This window comes from Pectobacterium atrosepticum (genome assembly GCF_000740965.1).
Taxonomy (GTDB): Bacteria; Pseudomonadota; Gammaproteobacteria; order Enterobacterales; family Enterobacteriaceae; genus Pectobacterium; species Pectobacterium atrosepticum.
Genome location: NZ_CP009125.1, coordinates 4,914,720 through 4,936,502, shown reverse-complemented (window position 1 = coordinate 4,936,502; position 21,783 = coordinate 4,914,720). Strand labels below are relative to the sequence as shown.

Sequence of the window (21,783 nt, the reverse complement as noted above, 5' to 3'; positions counted from 1 at the left end):
CTGCTTTAATGGTTCGACCACCCCAGTGCGGAGCGCCGCTGTTTTTCCAGCGTCTGTTTGCGTAACTCATCTGCTGTCACTAATCGTAGCGCTGACGTCGGGCACACGCTGACGCAGGAAGGGCTCTGTGCCACATCTACGCACAAATCACATTTGTGAACCTCACTTTGCGTAGGGTGCGCTTCCCCCTCGTCATTCGAGGCTTTTGTCACCACATTGATGGCACCGAAGGGACAGGCGACGACGCAGCTTTTGCAGCCGATACAGCGTGATTGGATAACCTGAATGCTATCCCGATCGCGCACCAGCGCGTCATTCGGGCATACGCTGGCACAGGGGGCGTTCTCACACTGGCGGCAAAGAACGGGGACGCTGACGTTGGCGCTTTTGACAACCTTCAGGCGGGGAAAGAAGTGAGAAGGCCTCAACTGTGCACTTTGGCCACCGCTATGGGCTACCGCGCAGGCGATCTCACAAGTCCGGCAACCGATACATTTTTCTGCTTCGGCGATAACAAATTGATTCATGAGCGTAGCTCCTCGCGGGTTGCATTCATTTCGGGACGCTGCGGATGTGCGGGAATGGCACCTGTGACGGCGGTCAGCCCCATCGTCTCAATCATCCCCAATGCGGCTTTGCGCCCATCGGCAATCGCGGTAACCACCAGATCGGCACCGCGCACGGCATCGCCACCAGCAAAAATACGCGGATGATTAGTCTGGCAAGGTGTCTGACTATCAAGGGGGGCGGTGATATGTCCCCAGTTATCCAGACCAATATCGGCATCTTCCAGCCACGGCATACTGTGCGACTGAAAGCCAAATGCGGTTATTACGGCTTCCGCGGGCTGTACGAATTCCGAACCAGGGATGGGGCGTGGGCGACGACGGCCGCTAGCATCTGGTTCACCCAGTTCAGTGCGAACCAGGCTGATGCCACACACTTCACCCTGTTCGTTGAGACAGATTTTTTGTGGCTGAACGTTAAACATGAACTCCACGCCCTCTTCGCGGGAGTTTTTAACCTCTTTTTTCGAGCCGGGCATGTTGGCTTCATCGCGGCGATATGCGCAGGTTACGGATATCGCACCTTGCCGGACGGACGTGCGCAGGCAGTCCATTGCGGTATCCCCACCGCCGAGTACTACGACGCGTTTTCCTGCCATCGAGATATAGGGCTCATCGTCTAATTCAGGTAGCCCCATAACGTGTTTGGTATTGGCGATAAGGAAAGGAAGTGCATCGAAGACGCCGGGGGCATCTTCATTATCAATGTTGGCCTTCATGGAGCGGTAGGTGCCCACGCCGAGGAAAACGGTGTCATAGTCGTCCAGAAGCTGAGCGAGAGAAATGTCTTTCCCCACTTCGGTATTCAGCTGGAATTCGATTCCCATGGTGCTGAATACTTTACGACGATGAATCAGGACGTCTTTATCCAGCTTGAACGACGGAATTCCGAACGTGAGCAATCCACCAATTTCCGGGTGGCGATCGAACACGACGGCCTGCACGCCATTGCGTGCCAGCACATCGGCACAGGCTAACCCAGCTGGGCCAGCCCCGACGATTGCGGCGCGTTTGCCGCTGGGAACGACACGCGTCATATCGGGTGACCACCCCATCGCCATCGCGGTATCGGTAATGTAGCGCTCAACGTTGCCGATGGTGATGGCACCGTACTCTTTACCCAGCGTACAAGCCCCTTCGCATAGCCGATCCTGCGGACATACACGGCCACAGATTTCTGGCAGGCTGCTGGTTTGATGTGATAGCTCTACGGCTTCAAGAATGCGCCCCTGTTTTGCCAGACTCAGCAGCTCGGGAATATTGTTATGCAACGGGCAAGTCCACTCGCAGATTGCCCGTTTGCCGCAGGAAAGGCAGCGATCAGCCTGATCTTCCGTCTGCTGTACGGAGAAGCCATGGTAGATTTCATCAAAGGTGGAGGTTCTCTGCGTCAGCGGTTTTTTCTCCGCATCCCGGCGCGGCCAGTTTTTTCTTTTGTTGAGCGGATGGGTCGTCAGCGTTTTCAGGACAGGTGTTTCACGCTGCCAGTGAGCGGCGGAACGCAGCGCCATCAGCTGCTGTTTCTCCTGACGGCGTGCTGTTAACGTGTGTTCACTGATGAGCTGCAATGCCTGAGTTGGGCACGCTTCCACGCACGCTTGCCCTTCAGGGCGATCGGCGCAGAGGTCACATTTATGGGCTATGGCGCTGTTGTCCGTGGGGTTTGTCACCATGGACATTGCCCCGAATGGGCAAGCCAGTACACAGCTTTTGCAGCCGATGCACTTTTCCTGAACGAGCTGAATGCTATTGTCTTTTCTGATCAAGGCCTGCGTTGGGCACACGCTGGCACAGGGTGCATCTTCACAGTGGCGGCATGTCACGGCAGCCCGCAGTGTTGGCGTATTGAACGCCTTGATTCTGGGCTGAAACACCGCGGCGCTATCTGGATACTGTTCGTCATTGTGTGAAATCACACAGGCGATTTCACATGCATGGCACCCCATACAGTCTTGAGTACTGGCAATAACAAATCGGTTCATTACCTTTTCCCACTCTGGATCCCTCGATCGTGGCCTTTATCCTAATAGCTGGATAACACATTGACCTTGATATAGAGCAGGTAAAAAGTCGGTTAATGTTAAATCTCACGTAGGTTGCTAATAAAATTATTGAATCGTTTCAGTTAGTTATAATGTTATGTGAAAGTAATGGCATGGTTGCATATAGCCTTGTTTTTTATCTGGTTTACCGTGCTTTATCGCGGGTAAAAATTCTGATTTTCAACTGTTTTTGTTAATTTTTTCATGAAATAACTCGTTACTTTTACTTATGGCCCTCATAATATCGAACGCCATTTAAATGCAGCAAAACAGTGTTGCAACTAAATGATGTTTGCACGGCATTTTCATTATGAATCAATAACCGGGCTTTGCTCAGGGTTAATGGATTGTCACTAAGGGATAGTGTTATGAATAAAAAAGTCGTTCTTTGTTCTGTATTCATGTCAGCTGCGTTATTGAGCGGATGTGCTACAGAGTCTTCTCGTACCGTAGAAGCACAAAAAGTTACTTCTTACAGTACGCCTTATCAGGGTGTTCGCAGCCCGATTTCCATCGGAAAATTTGAAAACCGCTCTAACTATATGAACGGTATTTTTTCTGATGGTGTTGACCGTTTAGGTAATCAGTCCAAGACCATTCTTGTTAGCCATCTCCAGCAGAGCGGCCGCTTTAATGTGCTGGATCGCACCAATATGGAAGAGCTGAAAGCGGAAGCGGGTATTAAAGGACAAACGCAGACGTTGAAAGGCGCGAGCTATGTTATTACCGGCGATGTGACCGAGTTTGGCCGCAAAGAAGTGGGTGACCATCAGCTGTGGGGCATCCTTGGTCGCGGTAAAACACAGGTTGCTTACGCAAAAACCACGTTGAATGTGGTGAACGTACAAACGTCTGAAGTGGTGTATTCCGTACAAGGTGCGGGCGAATACACGTTGTCCAACCGTGAAATTATCGGGTTTGGTGGCACCGCCAGCTATGACTCGACGCTGAACGGTAAAGTTCTGGATTTGGCTATTCGTGAAGCCGTCAATAATCTGGTTGCAGGAATTGAAAGCGGTGCCTGGCGCCCAGCGAACTAATGGAATAGGAATATAACAATGTTATCTTATAAGAAAGTTACCCTGCTATTGGCAGTAGCGGTACTGGCTGGTTGTGCGTCCGCGCCGAAAACGATTTACAGCTGGGACAACTACCAGCCTGCGATTTATGATTACTATCAACAAGATAAAGTCGGTCCAGAACAACAAATCCTTGCTCTGAATGCATCGATCGAAAAAGCGAAAGCCGCAAATAAACCAGTCCCACCGGGACTCTATGCTCAACTTGGGTTGCTGTACGCCAACACTGGCCGTGATAGTGAAGCTCGCCAACAGTTTGAAACTGAAAAAGCGAAATTCCCTGAATCAGCACCTTTTATGGACTTCTTGTTGAGTAAAAATAAAGGGAATATTAAATGAATCGTTTCTTAGGATTATGTGGTCTGGTTTTTGCGCTTGTGCTGACTGGCTGTGCTAAACCCGTACCTTATGACTACACGTCATTTAAGCAGAGCAAGCCTAAGTCCATTCTGGTATTGCCACCGGTTAACCATTCCCCTGATGTGAAAGCAAGCTATAGCCTGCTTTCACAGGTCACTTACCCGCTGGCAGAATCAGGCTATTATGTATTGCCTGTTGCGGTAGTGGATGAAACGTTCAAACAGAATGGTCTGTCTACTGCGTCGGATATCCATGCATTGAGTACAGCGAAGCTGCACCAAATCTTTGGCGCGGATGCTGCACTATATCTGGACGTGAAAGAGTACGGCACGTCGTACATCGTGATTAATAGTGAAACGCGCGTTTCTGCGGATGCGCGTCTGGTTGATCTGCGTACGGGTAAACTACTGTGGAGCGGAAGTGCAACGGCTTCCAGCAACGAGCAGCAGTCAAACTCTAACGGCGGCATCATCGGTATTCTGGTGCAGGCTGCGGTGAGTCAAATCGCGGACACGATCTCCGACAAAGGCCATGATGTTGCGGGTGTGACTAGTGCGCGCTTGCTGGCTGCGGGTCATGCACGCGGTATGCTGTACGGGCCTCGTTCACTGCAATTCGGTAAAGAAACCTACTGAGTCGCGATGATGTAGTTCGTAGTTAAATTACAGTTCGTCGCTAAATTATCAACGCCGTTCGCTATTGAACGGCGTTTTTTATGCCCTTAGCAGATACGTCAGTGGTGCTATGCATCAGCGGCCTGATTACGCTGCTGTTTATTATGACGCGTTGTCCAGACGAAGGCAGAGGTCAGCAACAGGATCAGCGTTGCGGTTGCCAGCACAGCAGAAAACCCAGAATCAAAGGCGGAATGTGCCTGTGCGGTGAGAATGCGCTGCATATTTTCCGGCAAGGATTCAGCAAAAATCAACGCTTCATCCAGACTGTCATAGGCGGTGTCCGGTGCGGAAAACCCAGCGGGTAGCATAAACGTTGCGGAATAAGCGAAAGACAACAAGCTGCCCATCAGCGTCACACCCGTTGCGCCCCCCAGTTCATAGGACACCTCTTCGATTGACGCTGCCATACCTGCTTTTTCAGCAGGGGCAACCTGCATAATGGTGCTCGACGCGGCTGTCATGGTTGAGCCCACGCCTGCGCCAATTACCGTCAAGCTGATAACTTGTATGATGATAGAGGCGTTGTGCAGCAGCAGATAGCTTCCCATCCCCAGACCCGAAATCAACAGGCCAGCGGCTAGCATTGTCCCACTATTTACGCGTGGCAATATCTTTCCGGTCAACGGCCCGGAGATAAAGGATGCCAGCGACAGCGGTAAAATGAACAATCCTGCCTGTAGCGGAGACAGACCGACAACTAGCTGTAACCGCTGTGTGAAAGCCAGCTCCATACCGATCAATGCGGCGGCTGCCACGATGGCCGCGGCCACAGCGGCGCTGAAAGGCCGCAGGCGAAAGAGAGCGAAATCGACTAAGGGATGCTTGCTGTTACGCTGCCGCTGAACGAACAGGGTAATGAACGCTACGCCGATAAGCAGAGCGTTCAATGCATCCTCATAGGATGGTGCCCGTTTGCCCAGCTCTTTTATGGAATAGGTTATACCAATCAAACCTACCATAATTAATAGAGAACCGATGAAATCCCAGCGGTGTGAAGCGTTACCCGGCCGATGCGGGATCATGGTGATTCCCATGATAAGTGCAAGCAGCACGACCGGTACGTTAATGAGGAAAACCGATCCCCACCAGAAGTACTCAAGCAGTATCCCGCCCATGACGGGGCCAAACGCCGCGCCGCCGGATGCCACCGCAGCCCAAATACCAATCGCTAGCGCACGTTCCCGTTCATCAGTGAAGGTCAGACGAATAATAGAGAGCGTCGCGGGCATCATCATCGCCGCACCGACCGCTAGCAGAGCACGAGCGGCGATGAGAATGCTGGGTGTGGGCGAATAAGCGGCAAACAATGACGCTGCACCAAAGACCACCAATCCGGAAATAAATAAAGGTTTATGACCTAGCTTATCACCCAAGGTCCCCATCCCCAGCAGCAAGCCAGAAGCGACCAGCGCATAGATATTAACGATCCACAGCTTTTCCGATGCGGAGGCGTTCAAATCGTGAGTCAGTGTTGGGAGCGCGGTGTACAGCACCGTCATGTCGATAACAATCAGGAACAGGGCGCTGGAAACAATGGCCAGAATCAGCCACTTCTTTGGTGATTGCATAGCAGAATCTCTACCTTGAACTTTCATTTTTCATCTGTGGATAGCATTTTGATGATATAGAATTTACCTTTTAATAAAAGGTATTTTAAATGGATGCAGATATCATGATATTGTTTTTTTTACCGAATTTACACCATAGCTTGAATTTACACGATTACGACCCTGTTCTTTTGCGTTGTACAACAGTTTATCCGCCTCTTTGAACGCGTTATGAAAATCTTCAATTCTTTCCAGATGAAAAAAACTTACCCCTATACTGGTCGTATATCGAACTGTGCGGCCATCTGAAATCGTTAGTGAAGAGCTCTCTATAATAAAGCGAATTCTCTCAGCTATATCTAAGCAGTCAGTTACAGAGAGACCCTGGATTACTATTAAAAACTCCTCCCCCCCCATCGACATAGTAAATCCTGAGGTCGAGTATATTGCTTAAGGGTTGCAGCAAATTCTTTGATGACATTATCGCCTACAGCATGTCCATAGGTATCATTAACTTTTTTAAAGTGGTCAATATCAAGAACAAATAAAGACATTACTCTACTTTCTCCACCCCGCATGGAGTTAATTATATTCATCATGTGTTGGTTGAGTGAGCGTCTATTTAACACACCGGTCAGTGCATCATGATTGCTTATTAACTCTATTCTTTTGATGTTTTTTTTATATTTATTAATAAATGAAGATGCGATTATAACGCTTATAATAATAAATGAAGTGTTGATTTGAAATAAATAAGATAATTCAAAAAGATAGTATTTTTCTATCTCCTCATGAACATCTATCAGTCTTTTTATATAGATGTAATTTAGTGCGATGCCAGTTACACAGCAAATGAGAATGATTTTGTTAAATGAATAAGACAAAGAAAGATAAATCAATGGTAGTATTGCTAATACACTTAATGTGATATTTAAAGACGCTATGCAAATAATAATTATGATGTAATAAAATACAAATGAGGGTTTTTTGATTGAAGATTTTGATGCCGAAAAAACATTCTTTATGTTTTTTATTGCTTTTAGGAATAAGAAAACGAAAATGACACCAGAACTTAGCTCTTCGCTAAACCACTTTCTTGAAAGAATAAAAATATTTTCATCGCTGTTTGTGGTAAATAAATATAATCCATAAGATATGGCTGAAAAAAAAGATCCTGTAAAAATTGAGGTAAATATAAAGAAAATGTAACTTCTACTTAATTTACTGTATGTGTTTCCCTTTGTTTTTAAAAGTACGACGAATGTAATCCACGCTGTAATGAAAAAAACCAAACTGATCACACTATGAATTAATTTTTCAAAAAATGATTGGTTGTTTTCAAGATAACTAGCTGGTAGTAGTATTCCCAATAAACCAACCATGCATAGAATAACGCTATGCAATAATTTGTTTTTTATGCTTTTATCTCGACTGCGATAACGGATGAGAAAGCAAAATAATAGAATATCTACTGGCCAGAATAGGGATGTGTCGTCAAGTAACCGAAAAGATAAACCTAAGTAACTAATAATTAAGGTTGAACTGAAAATAATTAATAATTCATTCGCGCGAATTTTCATTTTTTTTCCCGGTTAACCTATTTGGCCTGTATCAATCTTGTATCATAAATACACTTAAATACACTTAAATACCTTCTTGCCTTACATCATTTTATGATAATTCTGATGCAAGGGAGACAAGTGAAATCAATATGCAATTCGCTTAGTCATGACCTTGCACCGTCTTATCCCACAGAAATATTAATATAAGTGATGGTGTGGGGGTCATGCCCCCATAAATGCCTGAACGTCTTTCTTATTTATTAATATAAATGGTTGATGCTGTTTGTTATTTTCATCTGTCAGGCTGATGTGAAATCGTCCGAGGGTTTCATGTAAACATGCCAGACGGCAGGATAAATTCAACTCGCCATTGGTCATACCATATTCCAGTTCCAATGCACGTTGGTGTGCCTGAGGTAGTTCGTCATTAGGCTTCAACATTAACTGTACATGGGTATGCCATGAATAATCGCTAGCGGGATCGACTGTCGAGGCTTCGCTACCTTCAATGTTGAGGATTCGCGTAAGAATGAAGTCATTAAACTGCTGCTTAACGTGGCAATAAGCACGTACTCGCCACCGTAATCCATCATTGCCTAAAGCGTGTGGGGAAATGAGCCGTGGCGAATGATCCATTGACGATGAGGATTGATAGCAGATGCTCACTGCCTTTTTTTCACGAATCGCTCGGACAATGACTTCAACAACTTGTTCATTGTAGGTGTTGAGCGGGATATGAACCCAGCACACTTCTGGAGCAGATTCAATGAAACTGGCATCCGCTTCAAGTACGCCCGTCTTCATGGCGAGCAATTCTGCTAAATAGCGCTGGGCTGAATTCTGTGGGTAGACAGCAGAGAATGTTGGCGTAGCCGTGTAAGTTTTGGTGCGTCGATCGTAGACCAGATTATCGGGGGCAAGCTCAAGGTATTTAGCGATGTCGAGCGACGCCTGAGGGATCGATAACCCAAAAAAAGACGTTAGATCTGTACGATTTATGTGCCCACTCCACCGTAACCGAAAGTCGATGAATTGAAGCCGACGTTCCAGTCCCCAACTGCGCCCTTTTACTACCTGCTCTGAACCTGTCACTGAAGTCTTAGTCATATGCGTATAAAAATTATATTGATAAAAAAACTATATGCATTATTATGCGCCAAACTGGCCTTAGCGTCTATCTCTGACTTCGAATCACGAGAGGGATAGCTGCATGCCGCGTTTAGACTCGCTTAGAGGTGTTAAGTCATGAAACCAGCGTTCAACGATGTATTTGAATGTCATCCTGTCATCACTGGTGGGGAGATTCAGCGATGAGTTTTGTTAATTCTCATTCAAGCAGACTCAATCCAATATTGTTTAACTTACTTAAATCATTAGTTTATTTTTCCGTTTCTGGCAGCGTAGTGGCGGCAGAATCTCGTTACGACACATTAATCATCAACGCCCGGCAGGGCGATATCTCTGCTGCGACGTCATGGCTTGATGGGCAATCTAGAAATCGTGTACTGACCGTTGCCGAGGTGACCGACTGGCTGCTCATTAACGGTTGGGCGGGAAAGGATGCTGAAGTGAGGCGAATTTGGGAAACCTACTCGCCAGCGATGTCATTGCCCGATCCTGCCTTGAGAGCGGCGGCCAAATCCTACCGTAATCTCCGGCAGTGGCAGTCGTCAGTGGAATTATGGAGCCGGGTTTTGCAACGCTCTCCACGGGATGACGATGCACGTAGTGGTTTGATACTCACCCTCGCCGATGCCGGACAGACAAAAAGATCGCTGGAACTCGCTGCGTCTCGCGTTAAGCATGAACCAACGGCAAACCATTGGCGTGAATTAGCGTGGGTGCAACGCATTGCGGGAAAGCATACTGACTCCCTCTTTTCTATCATTCAAGCCATGCGCCATGCACCACAAGATAAAGCGCTGCTTTATGACTACAGCGACATCCTCTCCAACAATAAGATTAGTGCACCTGCATTAACAGCCCTGGAAAATGGCAAACCTCAGGGCTTCCTGACTGATGAAACGCAACGCCAGCGAGAGCTGGGGGCGGCGGCTGAGTTGGTTCGTCTTTCATTTATCACGTCGACAACTGAAAACGAACGCTTCGTTGTGGCGGATCGCGCGTTGGCTCGTTATGACATCCTGATGACGCAATGGCGGAAGCTCCCGTCTGCAAAAATCAGCTATCGCCAGGCTCGAATTGATCGGCTAGGCGCATTGCTCGTTCGCTATCGCATGGAAGACATTATTTCAGAATATCAATCACTTCTCAAAGAGGGGGAGATTCCCAGTTATGCTCGGCGCTGGGTAGCGTCTGCCTATCTCTATTTGAAGCAGCCTGAGAAAACAGAGCAGATTCTCAGTGTGGTAATACAAGACGATCCTTCGCAACGCTTTCAGATAGTGCGGCAAGGCGATTTTTTCTACAGCATTCTGGAGAATGAAAAAATTGAACAGGCAACGCGGTTGTCAGTTCAGGCTGGAGAAAAAACACCTTATAAAAAAAGTGTTTATGGTTTACCAACATTCATACCTAACGACGATTGGGTTGACATCAAATACCTGCGTATACAGTCGCTGATTTCCCATAATGACCTCCCGGCTGCGCAACGACTGGCGGAAAGGCTGGCTTTTAGTGGGCCTGGAAACCAAGAGCTAAACCTACGTTTGGCCGAGATTTATCTAAATAGAGGGTGGCCGCGTCGTGCCGAAGCACTATTAAAGCGAGCTGAGTTGTTGGAACCAAGATCATTCCGGTTGGAAACCCATCAAGGATTTGCCGCATTGGCATTGCAGGAGTGGCGCCAGCTTGATCAGTTGACCGACGATACGGTGGCTCGTTATCCCGATGATTTCTCGGTGAAACGATTAGCGCGTTTGCGCCAGGTGCATCATATGGCGGAGCTACGTATTGCCGGTGCTCAGGGCCTCAAGTCTGATAGCCCAGCCAAGGGAATGAACGACACGGATATTGATGCTGTGCTCTATAGCCCACCCTTTGCCGACCACTGGCGAGTGTTTTCTGGGGGCGCTTTTAATCAAAGTGATTTCAGTGACGGACGGGCCATTAATCGCGGTATTCGCAGCGGTGTGGAGTTTACCGACCGTGATCATTGGGGTGAGGCAGAGATTTCACACCGGAATTTTGGATTTGGCTCTGATATCGGCGGACGTTTCTCCTATCGACATGATGTTAATGACTTTTGGCGTGTCGGCCTTAATGCCGAACGGCTAATGCGCAGCACACCGTTACAGGCACTTAAAAATGGCGTAACGGCGAATGGCGGTGGGGGGTATGTCCGCTGGCGGCAAAGTGAACGGCGCTCATGGCAAGCAGACCTATCGAACGGGTGGTTTTCTGATGGTAACAGACGTCATGAGTACGGACTGAGTGGGCAAGAGCGAATCTTTTCATCACCGACTTTAGCCATAGATTTCACCCCGTCGCTAAGTTTGGGATCAAACAGTAAACAGAACACTTCGTATTACAACCCGCAGAGTTATGTGGCTGTGCTACCTGCCTTAGCCATCGATCACTTGCTTTATCGACATTACCAGACTGAGTGGCATCAAGAGATAAATGCGGGTGTCGGGCGTTACTGGCAAAAAGGCGAGTCCGCAGGGGCTATCACCACGCTCGGATACGGGCAAAGAGTACGGTGGAATGACGTACTGGATATGGGGGTGAGTACTCAGTGGGATAAGCGACCTTACGACGGCAAGCGGGAACAAAATTTGTCGCTGTCTTTCGATTTGAATTATCGGTTTTGAGGGGAAAGGTGATGTTATTTATACGATTACGAAACTTTGTGATGGTGTTGGGGGTGTTAATGATCGCCGCCTGCGCGCATCCCGTTGACGTGAAATATAGCTCGCCAGCAGAACGTCCTATTTTGGTCAAGGAACTGCCGTGGAAAACCAATCAATATATCGTTATCGCCTATCACGATGTTGCGGATGAGGGTGCCGATCAACGTTTTATGGCGGTACGAACCAGTGCACTGAATGAACACTTTGTCTGGTTGAGGGAAAATGGTTACCACCCGGTATCCGTTGATGACATTCTGGCTGCTGGCTCTGGGGGTAAACCGCTACCGGACAGAGCGGTGTTACTGACATTTGATGATGGTTACAGCAGTTTTTATCATCGCGTTTACCCTCTTCTGAAAGCCTATGGCTGGCCAGCTGTATTGGCACCCGTTGGGCGCTGGCTGGATACGCCAGAAAACCAGCCGGTGGACTTTAGTGGCGTTCAATTACCTCGCAACCATTTCCTTACCTGGCAGCAAGTCAGTGAAATGGCGCAATCTGGCCTGATAGAAATTGGGGCACATACCTATGACTTACATAAAGGGATTCTGGCAAACCCTCAGGGGAATATGGAACCGGCCGCTTCCACTCGCCTTTATTTCCCAGAGGATAAGCGATACGAAACGCGGGATGAGTATCGTCAACGTTTTGCGCATGATACGGACCTCATTACTAAAAGGATCGTTGACGCGACAGGGAAAAAGCCTCGGGTTTGGGTCTGGCCCTATGGTGCTGTGGGTGGGGACGCGCTAAGCATTGTTAAGCAGCGCGGCTATCAACTAGCGCTAACGCTTGGAAGTGGGCCTGCGTCAACTGACTCACCGTATAATGTTCCTCGCATACTGATTAACAATAATCCAGATGTGCAACGGTTCGCACTGATGGTCAGCCATGCCCGAGAACCTGAGACTATACGGGTCGCACATATCGATCTGGATTATGTTTATGACGCCGATAAAACCCAGCAGTCCCGCAATATGGATGTATTAATTCAACGTATTGCCGACTTACGTATTAACACCGTTTATCTTCAGGCTTTCTCCGATCCGAATGGTGATGGCAACATCGAGTCATTGTATTTCCCTAATCGCTGGATGCCTGTTCGAGAGGATTTATTCAATCATGTAGCCTGGCAGTTGGCATCTCGGGCAAAAGTCCGTGTTTACGCATGGATGCCGGTTCTGGCTTTTGATATGGATGATAAGACATTACCGTTCGTAGAGCGGATCGACAGTGAGAGCGGTCAACGTAGTGTCAGCCGTAGCCAATATAGACGTTTATCTCTATGGGATGCGGAAGCCAGAAGACGAGTTACTGATATTTATGAGGATCTTTCTGCTTACACCATGTTCAATGGCATCTTATTCCATGACGATGCCGTACTTGCAGATGATGAAGATGCAGGCCATCTGGCGATGCAAGCCTACCAAAAGGCCGGATTCCCCAACGCGATCGCCAGTATTCGTCGCGACCCCCAACTGACTGCACGCTGGATGCGGTTTAAAAGTAAGGCGTTAACTGACTTTACGCTCGAACTGGCCGCTCGTGTGCATGAGATCCGTGGTCCGCAAGTTCAGACCGCGCGCAACATTTTCGCATTACCGATTATTGAACCGGAAAGTGAAGCATGGTTCTCCCAAAATCTGGATGATTTCCTTGCCGCTTATGATTGGGTTGCCCCCATGGCGATGCCATTGATGGAAAACGTCGCGTCTAAGGACAGCAATGCGTGGTTGCAAAAGCTGGTACAAGAAGTGGCTCGTCGTCCCGGTGCGTTGGATAAAACCGTGTTTGAACTTCAGGCAAGGGATTGGCGTGTTCCAGGAGAACCCTGGTTAGACACCGAGCAATTGGCTGAATGGATGAGGGTGCTGCAACTGAATGGTGCAAAAAGTTACGGTTATTATCCGGATGATTTTCTTAACAATACGCCTGAGTTGGAAGGCATCCGTCCCATGATTTCATCAGAATGGTACCCACTGCCATGATCGAGAGAATTTTAGCGTCCTTAATATTATGTCTGATGCTCGGCATCCCTTTTGGCATGATGTTCTCCTTTACGGGGGATGTCGTTCTCAACTTTACCTTTTTCTGGCCTTTGTTTATGTCTGGGCTATGGATAACGGGAGGACTGTATTTCTGGTTTCACTACGAACGGCATTGGCGTTGGGGAGACGGGGTGATACCCGATGAGCCAACCGGACGCCCGTTAGTGTCAATCCTGATCCCTTGCTATAACGAAGGGCCTAATGTGCGCGAAACCATTGAGGCGGCATTAGCACAACGTTATACCCATATTGAAGTCATTGCTGTGAATGATGGTTCCAATGATGATACGGGAGACGAGCTCAATCGGTTGGCGGAGCAATATGACAAACTTAGAGTCATTCATCTTGCGCATAATCAGGGCAAAGCGTTGGCGCTTCAAGCGGCATGTGCGGCGGCCAAGAGCGATCTGCTGGTGTGTATTGATGGTGATGCGCTTCTCGATCCCGATGCTGTCGCCTATTTGATCAATCCATTGATCAATAATCCGCGGGTCGGTGCAGTAACGGGAAACCCAAGGATAAGAACGCGCTCGACGCTGATTGGTCGCATTCAGGTAGGTGAATTCTCCTCAATTATTGGTTTGATCAAACGCACACAGCGGGTTCATGGCAAAGTTTTCACGGTTTCTGGCGTCATTGCCGCTTTTCGTCGCAGTGCGCTAGCAGAGGTTGGCTACTGGAGCCCCGATATGATCACGGAAGATATCGATATTAGCTGGAAGCTTCAATTGCGCCATTGGACGATATTTTTTGAGCCACGAGCACTGTGTTGGATTTTGATGCCGGAAAAGCTCTCTGGCTTGTGGAAGCAGCGGCTACGTTGGGCGCAAGGCGGTGCTGAGGTCTTTTTAAAAAACTTCCGTCATTTATGGTCATGGCGCTATCGCCGAATGTGGCCCTTGTTCCTCGAATATTCTATTTCGATATTATGGGCCTTCACCTATGCCGTAAGCGTCTTACTGTATTTATTAGGTTTTTTAATAGAACTGCCTGAGGAGATTCGGGTGGAAACGCTCTTTCCTCCCGCGTTTACCGGCATGATGATAGGGGTTGTCTGTTTAATCCAGTTTGCAGTCAGTATGTTGATTGAACGACGTTATGAGAAAGATATTGGTAAATATCTGTTCTGGGTTATCTGGTATCCCATGGTGTATTGGACATTGAGCCTCTTTACCAGCCTAGTCAGTTTTCCAAAGGTCATGCTGCGTTCCCGCAAAAAGCGAGCGCGTTGGGAAAGTCCAGATCGTGGTATTGAAAGAGGATAAATTATGCATTCACCTTTAATCATTTCTGAAAGACGTTGGTTTCCACTCTTTATCGATTCTTTCCTGACGTTATGTGGATGGGGAATATTTATTTGGTTATTTTCCGAGGTGTTTATCGGTACGTTTTTGGATAGCTACGTTTCCGATCGGTCTTTCTCTACATCAGAGGGTTGGACTATATCGATACATTTATGCATATTCCTGGTAAACGCGTCGCTCTTAATTGCCTGGGGAAAACTGGAACAATATCGCTATCGTTCCAGAAAAGAACAAAGGACGCGTGGTGATGCGCTAGATGCCAAACGCGTTGCCAGAAGTTTTTCTTTATCCGATGGGTTCGTTCAGGAATTGAATCGCAATAAGATCCAGCGTGTTTGGCATAATGAGCATGGAAGAATGATCGGTATCGACAACTTATCGTCGTGATCGACTGAAGGCGCATTGTCGTGTTATGGCGGTTGATGGCGAGAGTTGGAAAGCCATTCTCTCTGATATCACCGCCTGTTTCCCAAATTCATCTCTTCCGGAGCAAGAACCGTGGCTCAGGAGGCGAGTTGTTTAGCTGACTGTTCTTCACGTGATTGTTGTGACGCCAGAATGTCACCCAGATTCCCTTCAATCCACACCGCCAGCTCTTTCACCCGCTCGCCAACCTCTTTGCCTGATGGCGTCAGGCTGTATTCAACATGCGGCGGGACAACCGGATAGGCTGTTCGCAGGACAAAACCATCACTTTCCAGCCATTGCAGGGTCTGCGCCAGCATGCGTTCGCTCACGCCGCCAATCCGCCGACGCAGTTGACTGAAGCGATGTGTATCATCAAGTAATGCAATCAGGATCAGTACACCCCAGCGGCTGGTCACGTGGTTAAGTATCTGGCGAGACGGGCATTTCTCGGCTAAGACATCGCCGGTTGGCAGTATGGGCGGTAACAAATCTATGGGCGTTTTGGGTTGACTCACTATACTTACCTTTGTGTATGTACTTACTTAAAGTTAGCTTTGGCGATATTATGCCAGCCAGTGTCTGTTAATAAAAGACGGTTAATAAAAGGAGCTTGAGATGATTGCGATTACTGGTGCATCTGGCCAACTGGGCCGTTTAGTCATAGCACAACTGTTAGAGAAGGTTCCGGCGAGCGATATCGTGGCGCTGGTGCGTGATGTGAATAAAGTTGCCGATCTGTCTGCAAAAGGCGTGCAGGTTAAAGCGGCGGATTACAATCAACCTGAGGCGCTGGCTTTTGCTCTGCAAGGTGTGGATAAGGTGCTGTTGATCTCTTCAAGTGAGGTAGGTCAACGTGCGGCACAACACCGTAATGTGATTGAAGCCGCGGTGAAAGCTGGAGTTAAACTGGTAGCGTACACCAGCTTGCTGCACGCGGATAAATCACCTTTGGCGCTGGCGGAAGAACATCGCCAAACGGAAGCGTTGCTGAAAGACTCTGGTTTACCACATGTCCTGCTGCGCAACGGCTGGTATACCGAAAACTATGCAGCCAGCATCCCTGCTGCGTTGGAACACGGTGTGTTTATCGGTAGCGCAGGTGAAGGAAAAATTACTTCTGCCACCCGTGAAGACTTCGCTGCTGCCGCAGTAGCGGTACTGACGCAGGAAGGACAGGCTGGCAAGGTTTATGAACTGGCCGGTGACGAGCCTTACACGCTGGTAGAGTTGGCGGCTGAGATTAGCAAACAGTCTGGTAAATCTATCGGTTATCAAAACCTGTCTGGAGCCGAATTCACTGCCGCGCTGGTTTCTGCCGGTCTACCTGATGTTTTCGCGCAAATTATCGCGGATTCAGACGTCGGTGCATCCAAAGGCGGTCTGTTTGATGGTGGTAAACATCTGAGCCAACTGATTGGTCGCCCAACGACGCCGTTATCAGCCGTAGTGAAAGCGACGCTGAAATAAGTTTAACGTTAGGCTCAGGTATGGCCCTGAGCCTAATTATTGTATTTACGTGTAAACACAATAATTAATTCGTAATGGCTTTTTTATTATTTCCTTTATACACTTTATTTCGGTGGTGCTTCATATACTTTTCTTGTTCTCTTGATATAGTTATATTTTTTGAAATTGACATTCCTGTGAGGATTTTCATAAGTGGCTCTATCTCATCAGAGACTTGCATTACGCCTTCTTTATCAAAAGAGATAAAACCTTTATCAAATAATTCATCATACAGTGGGGTCAACAGCAAGCCATTGTTTACATCCAGCCTCTCTATATTATCTGAATCTTTCCATGGCTTTATATGAGATGCTTTCAGTAATGCCAGATGAGCGCATCCAGTTAATTGACATTCCCCCCATTTTTTTATCAAGCTGTCTCTGAATTTTCCTTGTCCAACTCTTATTTTAATTATTGCTTCTTTTTCTGTGTCGGTTAAACTGTTTACATCAATCAAATATTCTTTTTTTTCAATTTCTGTTGGGAAAGTATTTTCTTTATTAGAATGTTTTTTTCCAATTGGTAAGAATACTCCATTTGTTTTTATTTTTTTTAGGTTATGGATTTTTTCCAATGAATCTATATTAAGCACCATGTAATCACAAGGAATACCTGTTGCGCTTTTGTATGTTTTTGTTTTAAAACCAAAGTGAGTAAGGTTGTTTATGCCTTTTATTTCTTTTTTTTGTACATGTATTTCTAGTTTTTTTCTGCATGGAATTAAGGTTGTTTTTATTCCATTATTTTGCATCATTCTGAATCTTGGTTTATTTCCTTGACTAACTAAACTCGTCTTTTTCCAACTGAAGTTTTCATTTAAGAACTCCATCGCTTCAATGAAAAAAATCTCATCTGATTTGTTTTTATTGAAATAGATACTCATTCTTTTTTTTACAAGTTCACTGCGCCGTATTTCTTCCATTCTTTTATTACTCCATGATAAACCTGTCTATGGTATATATTCTACCCATACCTGTGCCTATGAGTTTTTAGCTAAATGTGGTTTTGGTTTTTTTATTATAACTTTCAATTTATTAAAGGTAATTTATATTTAACTTATTTGTTAAGTCATGGTTTTTATCATTTATTTAATTACTTAGTATATGCTAAAGATGACCAGCTAACTGCGATAGCAACGCCAGCATTTCTTTCTGGGGCCAAAGATATCCGCGATTTTTAACTGAGCAAGGCCTGTCAGCTAACTGCTGACCGAGAGAGTAGCCTGTTAATTCAGAAATGTTGAGATTATCAAACCGCACTATGTGTTCAATATCTCCCTTCATCTGGTTCAATGTACCCTGTACAGAGCGACTACACTGAGTATCAACCTGTAGCGGGCGCAAATAATTTTGGGCGACGTTGAGCTGCATTTCATCCGCACCACACTTGAGAAGCGTATTTATGAATGCATCAACAAAGTGGTTGTTCAGCTCTGCGAAATTTTTCTTGATAAGCGCGGGTAATACCAGTGGAAAACGTGTTGCATCATGCACCAGCAGCACACAATTTCGGCGCTGTAAGGTGATCAGATTTCCGTGCCAGTTGCTCAGTGGATTGATATCTATTGTTGGCCGCATAAAGAGCCACTGACTGCGAGGAGTCGCGTCAAGTTGACCACTGTCATTCAGTGGCAACTTTTTGAACAACTTGTGTGTGGCGTGAAGTTGAATCATCTTATCGCCTCGTTCTTCTGTTTCAGTCAGTTACGTAACGCGTAAGTGGATTAGGCTAAATTAATCGATCACTTACCAATACAAAAACTCGAAAAGATACGGCCTAGCAGGTCGTCGGAGGTGAACTCGCCGGTGATTTCACTCAGGGACTGTTGTGCCAGCCGCAGTTCTTCCGCCAGCAGTTCGCCTGCGTAGGCGCTCACCAACTGCTCTTTACCCTGAATCAGATGCTGTGCTGCCAATTCCAGTGCTTGCAGATGACGGCGTCGTGCCAGAAAACCGCCTTCTGTGTTGCTGGTAAACCCCATGCTTTGCTTGAGGTGATCGCGCAGCGTGTCCACACCTTCACCCGTACGAGCGGAAAGACGGATAAGTGAGTGAGTATTCACATCTGCGATACCAAGCGTTTCGCCAGTCACGTCAGCTTTGTTACGTACCACGGTAATCGGCAGTGTTTTTGGCAGGCGTGCCATAAATTCGGGCCAGATCTGCTCAGGCTCGGTCGCCTGCGTCGTGGTGCCATCCACCATGAACAGCACGCGATCGGCCTGTTCGATTTCCTGCCAGGCACGCTCAATACCAATGCGCTCTACTTCGTCGCTAGCATCGCGCAGTCCGGCGGTGTCGATGATATGCAGCGGCATGCCATCAATATGAATGTGTTCACGTAATACGTCGCGCGTGGTTCCCGCGATAGCGGTGACAATGGCGGCTTCACGACCTGCTAACGCATTGAGTAAACTAGATTTACCCGCATTAGGACGACCCGCAATCACGACCTTCATCCCTTCACGCAACAAGCTACCCTGATGCGCTTCGGTTCTGACGGCATCCAGATCGGCCATCACGCCATTTAACTGTGCTTCAATTTTGCCATCGGAGAGAAAGTCGATCTCTTCATCCGGGAAGTCGATGGCAGCCTCGACGTAGATTCGCAGGTGAGTAAGTGCTTCCACTAACTGATTTATACGGGTAGAAAATACGCCTTGCAGAGAGTTCAGCGCTGAGCGAGCAGCCTGTTCCGAGCTGGCGTCAATCAGATCGGCGATGGCCTCCGCCTGCGCGAGATCGAGTTTGTCGTTTAGGAAGGCGCGTTCAGAGAATTCACCGGGACGCGCAATGCGCACATTGGGCAGCGTCAGAATGCGTTGCAGGAGCAAATCAAGAATAACCGGACCGCCGTGACCTTGAAGCTCCAGCACGTCTTCACCGGTAAAGGAGTTCGGGCCTGGAAACCAGAGGGCGATGCCCTGATCGAGCGTGGTACCGTTAGTATCACGGAACGGCAGATAATCGGCGTGACGAGGCTTGGGAAGCTTACCCAGAACAGCATGTGCCACCTCTGCAGCCGCCTGGCCTGAAACACGTAAAATACCCACACCTCCGCGTCCCGGTGGCGTGGCTTGGGCGACGATGGTATCGGTATTGCTCATGATGTTCTCTCTGCGTTGATGCCTGTCTGTCAGGCTATTTTACGTATCGTTAGGGGATAAAACAGCTTATAAAAAAATAAGGCGGTCAATGACCGCCTTACTCTTTCTATCGGTTAGCAATCAACCGGATTACTTTTTCTCGCGGCTATGTAAGCCACGTTTTTCCAGACCGCGATAGATCAATTGCTGCTGGAGAATGGTAACCAAGTTGCTGACGATGTAGTACATAACCAGACCTGACGGGAACCACAGGAAGAAGACGGTAAAGATGACTGGCATGTAAGTCATGATCTTCTGCTGCATTGGGTCGGTCACGGTGGTTGGTGACATCTTCTGGATGAAGAACATCGTCACGCCCATCAGAATCGGCAGAATGTAGTACGGGTCTTGTGCGGACAGGTCATGAATCCACAGAGCGAACGGCGCATGACGCAGTTCTACGGAACCCATCAGCATGTAATACAGCGCCAGGAAGATTGGCATCTGAATCACCAGCGGTAAGCAACCGCCCAGCGGGTTCACTTTCTCTGACTTATACAGCGCCATCATTTCCTGACTCATGCGCTGTTTGTCATCACCAATACGCTCACGCATCGCCTGCAATTTAGGTTGCAGTAAGCGCATTTTCGCCATAGAGGTGTATTGCGCTTTCGTCAGCGGATACATCACGCCGCGTACGATAAAGGTAATGGCAATGATGGAGAAGCCCCAGTTGCCGATAAAGCCGTGCAGGAATTTCAGCAGTTTAAACAGCGGCTGAGAAATAAACCACAACCAGCCGTAATCTACTGTCAGATCCAGATGCGGTGCAACCGCAGCCATCTTGTCCTGAATTTCTGGGCCGACCCACAGGGTGGCGTTCAGATTTTGCTGACTGCCAGCGGCAATAATAACGGGAGCAGCCTTGAAGCCAATCGCAGCCTGACCGTTACCCAGCTTACTGGTATAGAACGTATTCGCGCCTGCCGTAGTCGGAATCCACGCGGTTGCGAAGTATTGCTGCAGCATCGCCACCCAGCCACTGTTAGTGGTGATGTTCAGGCCTTCGTCCATATCGCTGAAGCTGTACTTTTTGTACTTGTCTTCACTGGAAGAGAACGCCGCGCCACGATAAGTGTGCAGTGCAAAGTTGTTGCTGCCAGTATCGCGGTGTTTAGGCAAGTCGATAGACTGTTTTAACTGGCCGAACAGCGTGAGTTCCAGAGGCTGAGCGCTGGTGTTGTTGACGCTGTAGTCAACATTCAGTGCATAGTCGCCACGTTTCAGAACAAACGTTTTGGTATAGGTCACGCCGTCCGCAGCGGTGTACGTCATCGGAATGCGCAGTTCGCTCTGACCATCAGCCAATTCGAAACTATCTTGTGTGGTAACAAACAGCGGACGTGAGCCGTTAGCCGGGTTGTCTGGGCCGTTTTTGCCAGTCAAACCGCTCTGAGCCTGATAAACAAACGCTGATGTGGTTTCCAGCAGATGGAAAGGTTTATCTGAACCCAATATATCCGGGTAAGCCAGCAGGTGTGCTTGCTCGACATCGCCGCCACGCGTGTTGATTGTCAGCGACAGAACATCGGTTTTCACCGTGATCAGTTTGCCTTGGCCGCTGGCCGGTACGCCCTGGTTGGTAGCATCACCGGTCACTGCGTTCGTCGCCTGCTGTATGGTCTGCGTGGTTGCTGGCGGATTTTTATCCGTTTCCCAAGCCTGCCAAAGCATAAAGGTTACGAATAGCAGAGCGATGAGAAGAAGATTGCGTTGCGAATCCATCG

The 21,783-nt window shown here is 47.8% G+C and carries 17 protein-coding genes and 1 pseudogene; 8 read left to right on the top strand and 10 right to left on the bottom strand.

Annotated features, from left to right (window positions below; translation table 11 throughout):
- Positions 1 to 5 precede the first annotated feature (5 nt).
- Both GZ59_RS21920 and aegA read right to left on the bottom strand, forming a co-directional pair.
- Positions 6 to 527, bottom strand: coding sequence for a 4Fe-4S dicluster domain-containing protein (locus GZ59_RS21920; RefSeq protein ID WP_039294501.1), 522 nt, complete (start codon positions 525 to 527; stop codon positions 6 to 8).
- A complete protein-coding gene (aegA, locus tag GZ59_RS21915) occupies positions 524 to 2,548 on the bottom strand; it encodes a formate-dependent uric acid utilization protein AegA (RefSeq protein WP_039294498.1) in 2,025 nt (674 codons plus the stop codon). The genes GZ59_RS21920 and aegA overlap by 4 nt, the downstream gene beginning before the upstream one ends.
- A 428-nt stretch (positions 2,549 to 2,976) precedes the next feature.
- On the opposite strand from aegA, the gene GZ59_RS21910 reads away from it, so the two are divergent.
- The 3 genes from GZ59_RS21910 to GZ59_RS21900 are packed head-to-tail and all read left to right on the top strand — an operon-like array spanning position 2,977 to position 4,682.
- The gene (locus GZ59_RS21910) at positions 2,977 to 3,648 is read left to right on the top strand and encodes a CsgG/HfaB family protein (RefSeq protein ID WP_010302426.1); all 672 of its coding nucleotides are present in this window, start codon (positions 2,977 to 2,979) and stop codon (positions 3,646 to 3,648) included.
- An 18-nt stretch (positions 3,649 to 3,666) separates the two neighbouring features.
- On the top strand, positions 3,667 to 4,026 hold the full coding sequence (locus tag GZ59_RS21905; protein ID WP_011095916.1) for a DUF4810 domain-containing protein: 360 nt from the start codon (positions 3,667 to 3,669) through the stop codon (positions 4,024 to 4,026).
- Positions 4,023 to 4,682, top strand: coding sequence for a DUF799 domain-containing protein (locus tag GZ59_RS21900; protein ID WP_039294494.1), 660 nt, complete (start codon positions 4,023 to 4,025; stop codon positions 4,680 to 4,682). Before GZ59_RS21905 ends, GZ59_RS21900 begins: the two co-directional genes overlap by 4 nt.
- 107 nt (positions 4,683 to 4,789) lie before the next feature.
- On the opposite strand, the gene GZ59_RS21895 is transcribed toward GZ59_RS21900, so the two are convergent.
- The 3 genes and pseudogenes from GZ59_RS21895 to GZ59_RS21885 all read right to left on the bottom strand — a co-directional run bounded on the left by GZ59_RS21895 (position 4,790) and on the right by GZ59_RS21885 (position 8,940).
- Complete coding sequence (locus GZ59_RS21895) at positions 4,790 to 6,292, bottom strand: MFS transporter (RefSeq protein WP_039294491.1); 1,503 nt, start codon at positions 6,290 to 6,292, stop codon at positions 4,790 to 4,792.
- A gap of 102 nt (positions 6,293 to 6,394) precedes the next feature.
- Positions 6,395 to 7,653, bottom strand: a pseudogene (locus GZ59_RS21890) (GGDEF domain-containing protein).
- A gap of 402 nt (positions 7,654 to 8,055) precedes the next feature.
- A complete protein-coding gene (locus tag GZ59_RS21885; RefSeq protein ID WP_039294488.1) occupies positions 8,056 to 8,940 on the bottom strand; it encodes a BrxR family helix-turn-helix transcriptional regulator in 885 nt (294 codons plus the stop codon).
- 203 nt (positions 8,941 to 9,143) lie between these two features.
- On the opposite strand from GZ59_RS21885, the gene pgaA reads away from it, so the two are divergent.
- From pgaA to pgaD, 4 genes are read left to right on the top strand one after another with little or no spacing between them, the layout of a single operon-like run.
- On the top strand, positions 9,144 to 11,606 hold the full coding sequence (pgaA, locus tag GZ59_RS21880; protein WP_039294485.1) for a poly-beta-1,6 N-acetyl-D-glucosamine export porin PgaA: 2,463 nt from the start codon (positions 9,144 to 9,146) through the stop codon (positions 11,604 to 11,606).
- Between the two features lie 11 nt (positions 11,607 to 11,617).
- Complete coding sequence (gene pgaB / locus GZ59_RS21875; protein WP_039294482.1) at positions 11,618 to 13,633, top strand: poly-beta-1,6-N-acetyl-D-glucosamine N-deacetylase PgaB; 2,016 nt, start codon at positions 11,618 to 11,620, stop codon at positions 13,631 to 13,633.
- A complete protein-coding gene (pgaC, locus tag GZ59_RS21870; protein ID WP_011095910.1) occupies positions 13,630 to 14,958 on the top strand; it encodes a poly-beta-1,6-N-acetyl-D-glucosamine synthase in 1,329 nt (442 codons plus the stop codon). Before pgaB ends, pgaC begins: the two co-directional genes overlap by 4 nt.
- A 3-nt stretch (positions 14,959 to 14,961) precedes the next feature.
- Positions 14,962 to 15,384, top strand: a complete 423-nt coding sequence (gene pgaD / locus GZ59_RS23205; RefSeq protein ID WP_011095909.1) for a poly-beta-1,6-N-acetyl-D-glucosamine biosynthesis protein PgaD — start codon at positions 14,962 to 14,964, stop codon at positions 15,382 to 15,384.
- A 116-nt stretch (positions 15,385 to 15,500) separates the two neighbouring features.
- Here pgaD and GZ59_RS21865 read toward each other — a convergent pair whose 3' ends face one another.
- Positions 15,501 to 15,920 carry a winged helix-turn-helix transcriptional regulator gene (locus GZ59_RS21865; RefSeq protein WP_011095908.1) on the bottom strand — a complete coding sequence of 140 codons (420 nt, stop codon included), beginning with the start codon at positions 15,918 to 15,920 and terminating at the stop codon, positions 15,501 to 15,503.
- A 100-nt stretch (positions 15,921 to 16,020) separates the two neighbouring features.
- Between GZ59_RS21865 and GZ59_RS21860 the strand changes: the two genes are divergently transcribed.
- Positions 16,021 to 16,872 (top strand): SDR family oxidoreductase, encoded by an 852-nt coding sequence (locus tag GZ59_RS21860; protein WP_011095907.1) that lies wholly within the window; start codon positions 16,021 to 16,023, stop codon positions 16,870 to 16,872.
- Between the two features lie 64 nt (positions 16,873 to 16,936).
- Here the strand turns inward: GZ59_RS21860 and GZ59_RS22465 are convergent, their stop codons facing one another.
- The 4 genes from GZ59_RS22465 to yidC all read right to left on the bottom strand — a co-directional run bounded on the left by GZ59_RS22465 (position 16,937) and on the right by yidC (position 21,781).
- On the bottom strand, positions 16,937 to 17,833 hold the full coding sequence (locus GZ59_RS22465) for an HNH endonuclease (protein ID WP_011095906.1): 897 nt from the start codon (positions 17,831 to 17,833) through the stop codon (positions 16,937 to 16,939).
- A 184-nt stretch (positions 17,834 to 18,017) separates the two neighbouring features.
- Positions 18,018 to 18,584, bottom strand: coding sequence for a DUF6933 domain-containing protein (locus GZ59_RS21850; RefSeq protein WP_011095905.1), 567 nt, complete (start codon positions 18,582 to 18,584; stop codon positions 18,018 to 18,020).
- A gap of 68 nt (positions 18,585 to 18,652) precedes the next feature.
- Positions 18,653 to 20,017: a tRNA uridine-5-carboxymethylaminomethyl(34) synthesis GTPase MnmE gene (mnmE, locus tag GZ59_RS21845; RefSeq protein WP_011095904.1), complete on the bottom strand. Its 1,365-nt coding sequence runs from the start codon at positions 20,015 to 20,017 to the stop codon at positions 18,653 to 18,655.
- 129 nt (positions 20,018 to 20,146) lie between these two features.
- Positions 20,147 to 21,781 (bottom strand): membrane protein insertase YidC, encoded by a 1,635-nt coding sequence (gene yidC / locus GZ59_RS21840; protein ID WP_011095903.1) that lies wholly within the window; start codon positions 21,779 to 21,781, stop codon positions 20,147 to 20,149.
- Positions 21,782 to 21,783: the final 2 nt, after the last annotated feature.

Excerpts from the sequence above, each read along its gene's own strand:
- GZ59_RS21920 (WP_039294501.1), bottom strand. The coding sequence starts at position 527 with ATGAATCAATTTGTTATCGCCGAAGCAGAAAAATGTATCGGTTGCCGG.
- aegA (WP_039294498.1), bottom strand. The coding sequence starts at position 2,548 with ATGAACCGATTTGTTATTGCCAGTACTCAAGACTGTATGGGGTGCCAT.
- GZ59_RS21910 (WP_010302426.1), top strand. The coding sequence starts at position 2,977 with ATGAATAAAAAAGTCGTTCTTTGTTCTGTATTCATGTCAGCTGCGTTA.
- GZ59_RS21905 (WP_011095916.1), top strand. The coding sequence starts at position 3,667 with ATGTTATCTTATAAGAAAGTTACCCTGCTATTGGCAGTAGCGGTACTG.
- GZ59_RS21900 (WP_039294494.1), top strand. The coding sequence starts at position 4,023 with ATGAATCGTTTCTTAGGATTATGTGGTCTGGTTTTTGCGCTTGTGCTG.
- GZ59_RS21895 (WP_039294491.1), bottom strand. The coding sequence starts at position 6,292 with ATGCAATCACCAAAGAAGTGGCTGATTCTGGCCATTGTTTCCAGCGCC.
- GZ59_RS21885 (WP_039294488.1), bottom strand. The coding sequence starts at position 8,940 with ATGACTAAGACTTCAGTGACAGGTTCAGAGCAGGTAGTAAAAGGGCGC.
- pgaA (WP_039294485.1), top strand. The coding sequence starts at position 9,144 with ATGAGTTTTGTTAATTCTCATTCAAGCAGACTCAATCCAATATTGTTT.
- pgaB (WP_039294482.1), top strand. The coding sequence starts at position 11,618 with ATGTTATTTATACGATTACGAAACTTTGTGATGGTGTTGGGGGTGTTA.
- pgaC (WP_011095910.1), top strand. The coding sequence starts at position 13,630 with ATGATCGAGAGAATTTTAGCGTCCTTAATATTATGTCTGATGCTCGGC.
- pgaD (WP_011095909.1), top strand. The coding sequence starts at position 14,962 with ATGCATTCACCTTTAATCATTTCTGAAAGACGTTGGTTTCCACTCTTT.
- GZ59_RS21860 (WP_011095907.1), top strand. The coding sequence starts at position 16,021 with ATGATTGCGATTACTGGTGCATCTGGCCAACTGGGCCGTTTAGTCATA.
- GZ59_RS22465 (WP_011095906.1), bottom strand. The coding sequence starts at position 17,833 with ATGGAAGAAATACGGCGCAGTGAACTTGTAAAAAAAAGAATGAGTATC.
- GZ59_RS21850 (WP_011095905.1), bottom strand. The coding sequence starts at position 18,584 with ATGATTCAACTTCACGCCACACACAAGTTGTTCAAAAAGTTGCCACTG.
- mnmE (WP_011095904.1), bottom strand. The coding sequence starts at position 20,017 with ATGAGCAATACCGATACCATCGTCGCCCAAGCCACGCCACCGGGACGC.
- yidC (WP_011095903.1), bottom strand. The coding sequence starts at position 21,781 with ATGGATTCGCAACGCAATCTTCTTCTCATCGCTCTGCTATTCGTAACC.